The organism is Bacillus sp. LR--39 (genome assembly GCF_053613335.1).
Genome location: NZ_JBSIOT010000257.1, coordinates 1 through 1,188, shown reverse-complemented (window position 1 = coordinate 1,188; position 1,188 = coordinate 1). Strand labels below are relative to the sequence as shown.

Genomic DNA, 1,188 nt, shown 5'->3' with positions numbered 1-1,188 from the left:
TATGGATTCCCGGTTGAATTGACTGAAGAATACGCAGAAGACGAGAACATGGCGGTTGACCATGAGGGCTTTGAGGAGGAAATGAACCAGCAGCGTGAACGGGCAAGAAACGCCCGCCAGGATGTCGGCAGCATGCAGGTGCAGGGCGGCGCACTGCGCGACGTGACAGATGAAAGCACATTTGTCGGCTACTCTCAAACCAAAGCTGATGCCAATATCATTGTGCTTCTTCAGGACGGCCAATTAATCGAAGAGGCTCATGAAGGAGAAAGCGTTCAAATCATTCTTGATGAAACACCGTTCTATGCAGAAAGCGGCGGCCAAATCGGCGATAAAGGCTATCTCCGAAGCGAGCAGGCAGTTGTAAGAATTAAAGATGTTCAAAAAGCGCCGAACGGCCAGCATGTGCATGAAGGTGTTGTGGAGAGCGGTACTGTTCAAAAAGGCCTGCATGTTACGGCTGAAGTTGAAGACCATATGAGAAGCGGCGTCATTAAAAACCACACGGCAACGCATTTATTGCATCAGGCTCTAAAAGATGTTCTTGGAACTCATGTCAATCAGGCGGGCTCTCTTGTAACGGAAAACCGTCTTCGTTTTGATTTCTCGCACTTTGGCCAAGTGACAAAAGAAGAGCTTGAACAAATTGAAAGAATCGTAAACGAAAAGATCTGGGCGAGCATCCCGGTCAGCATTGATTTGAAACCGATCGCTGAAGCAAAAGAAATGGGTGCGATGGCACTGTTTGGCGAGAAATATGGCGATATTGTCCGTGTCGTTCAAGTTGGAGATTACAGCTTAGAGCTGTGCGGCGGCTGCCATGTCAGAAATACAGCAGAAATCGGCTTGTTTAAAATCGTTTCTGAATCTGGAATCGGCGCAGGCACAAGACGGATTGAAGCTGTAACGGGACAAGGCGCTTACGTCGAAATGAACAGCCAGATTTCTGTATTGAAGCAGACCGCTGACGAGCTGAAAACAAATATCAAAGAAGTGCCGAAACGGGTCGCGGCTCTGCAGGCTGAACTGAAGGAAGCACAAAGAGAAAATGAATCTCTTCTTGCAAAACTAGGCAACGTGGAAGCAGGAGCAATCCTGTCGAAAGTAAAAGAAGTTGACGGCGTAAACGTGCTTGCGGCAAAAGTAAATGCAAAAGACATGAATCATCTCCGCACTATGGTCGATGAA

Annotated in this window: 1 protein-coding gene; it reads left to right on the top strand. The window is 47.7% G+C overall.

Features of this window, described 5'->3' with window-relative positions:
- A partial coding sequence (gene alaS, locus ACWHAR_RS22295) for an alanine--tRNA ligase (RefSeq protein ID WP_452087860.1) occupies positions 1–1,188 on the top strand: 1,188 nt, incomplete at both ends.